The organism is Micromonospora sp. D75 (genome assembly GCF_018070405.1).
Lineage (GTDB): Bacteria > Actinomycetota > Actinomycetes > Mycobacteriales > Micromonosporaceae > Micromonospora > Micromonospora chalcea.
Genome location: NZ_JAGPXV010000865.1, coordinates 1 through 1,920 on the forward strand (window position 1 = coordinate 1; position 1,920 = coordinate 1,920).

At 73.6% G+C, this 1,920-nt stretch carries 3 protein-coding genes; 1 reads left to right on the plus strand and 2 read right to left on the minus strand.

The annotated features are described in order from the left end of the window. Window positions 1-3: 3 nt before the first annotated feature. Both KBX39_RS30050 and KBX39_RS30055 read right to left on the minus strand, forming a co-directional pair. Complete coding sequence (locus KBX39_RS30050) at window positions 4-261, minus strand: DUF6364 family protein (RefSeq protein ID WP_030501570.1); 258 nt, start codon at window positions 259-261, stop codon at window positions 4-6. Between the two features lie 71 nt (window positions 262-332). Beyond that, window positions 333-1,028 (minus strand): class I SAM-dependent methyltransferase, encoded by a 696-nt coding sequence (locus tag KBX39_RS30055; protein ID WP_210873779.1) that lies wholly within the window; start codon window positions 1,026-1,028, stop codon window positions 333-335. Between the two features lie 147 nt (window positions 1,029-1,175). Here KBX39_RS30055 and KBX39_RS30060 point away from each other — a divergent pair. Continuing rightward, on the plus strand, window positions 1,176-1,920 hold a 745-nt coding region (locus KBX39_RS30060), incomplete at its 3' end, for a molybdopterin oxidoreductase family protein (protein WP_210873781.1).

The window sequence follows — 1,920 nt, forward strand, 5'->3', positions numbered from 1 at the left end:
CCCCTACGCAGCACGCGGACGCCCGCCGAACAGGGCGTCGTCGACGAGCGCGGCCTCCTGGGCGTCGGCCAGGGCGGCGGCTTCCAGGTCCAGGCCGGCACGGCCGACCGCGTCGGCGTGCGCGGTGAAGACCTCGCGCAGCGCCTTCTCCCGGGCGGCCTGGTCCATCCAGGCGGAGAGGGAGAGCCCTTCCCGCTTGGCGAACCGGCGCGCTTCCTCGATCGTCTCGTCGGAGAACGACAGTGTCACCTTGGCGGTCATGCCGGGAAGACTACCCAGCGGTATGACCAGCAGTCATCCTCGTTCCCGCCGATCGCGGAAACGGACAGTGATCAGGGACGCCGGCCGCCGAAGACCGCGAAACGCCATTCCTTGAAGAAGCAGTCCACGTCCACCAGACCCGCCTCGGTCAGCCACCGGCACTGGTCTGCCACCGTGGCCGGCCGGTCGTGCCGCATCCGCTGCCGGGCGCCGGCGATCTCCTCGGCGTCCGAGCCCAGCTCGGTGATCCGCGCCGTCCACACCTCGTCGTAGCGGCGGTCCAGCGCCTGGGTCGGCCCGGCCACCTGCTCGGCGTTGACGAACACGCCGCCCGGCGCCAGCGCGCCCGCGGCCCGCTTGTACAGCGCCCGTTTGCCCTCGTCGTCGAGGTGGTGGATGGCCAGCGCGGAGACCACCGCGTCGTACCGGCCGGCGGGCAGCGGGTCGGCCAGGTCGGCGTGCACAGTGCGGTGCACCACGCCGCGTTCTGTCAGGTGTCCGGCGGCCACCGCGAGCATGCCGGGGGCGCCGTCCACGAGCGTCAGGCGGACGCCGGGCACGGCCGCGGTCAGCAGCAGGGACAGCAGGCCGGTGCCCGCGCCCAGGTCCAGCACCTCGGGGGTACGCCCGGCGGCGAGCGCGGCACGCAGCGGCGGCGCGGCCACCTCGACGGCGGTGCCGTAGAAGGCGTCGAAGCAGGGCACCAGGCGGCGTCGGGCCTGGTCGTAGCTGCCGGCCACCGCGTCGAACGCGTCCGCCACGCCCATCAGAGCCTCCCGTTATTTGAGACAACTTTCCCACATTGTAAACCCCGCCGGGGACGACGTCACCTACGTGCGGTGTGAAGCGCTCGTGACAGGACCGAAACAGAGCAGACCCGGACCGGAAACCGCCCGACGGCACGCTTTTCCGACATGACAGACGGTGCACGCACGGCGACGCGAACGGGTTCAGGCCCCGCGCAGGCCGCCACGCACTGCCCGTACTGCGCCCTGCAGTGCGGCATGGTGCTGCGCGCCACCGGCGACGGCGTCGAGGTCGGCGCCCGGGACTTCCCGACCAACCGGGGCGGGCTGTGCCAGAAGGGCTGGACCGCCGCCGACCTGCTCGACCACCCGGACCGGCTCACCACCCCGCTGCTGCGCGACCGGCCCGGCGGCGAGCTGCGCCCGGCGACCTGGGACGAGGCGCTCGACCGGATCGCCGCCGGGGTGCGGGACGTGCAGCAGCGCCACGGGCCGGACGCGGTAGCGGTCTTCGGCGGTGGCGGCCTCACCAACGAGAAGGCGTACGCGCTGGGCCGCTTCGCCCGGGTGACGCTGCGGACCCGGCACATCGACTACAACGGACGCTGGTGCATGTCCTCGGCCGCGGCGGCCGGCATCCGGGCGTTCGGGATCGACAGGGGGTTGCCGTTCCCGCTGGCGGACCTCGGCCGCGCGGACACGCTGCTGCTGGTCGGCGCGAACCCGGCCGAGACCATGCCGCCGCTGATGCGGCACGTCACCGACCTGCGGGAACGCGGCGGCCGGCTGATCGTGGTCGACCCGCGCGCCACCGCTACCGCCCGCCAGGCCGACCTGCACCTGCAACCGCTGCCCGGCACCGACCTCGCGGTGGCGAACGCGCTGCTGCACATCGCGCTCACCGAGGGCTGGC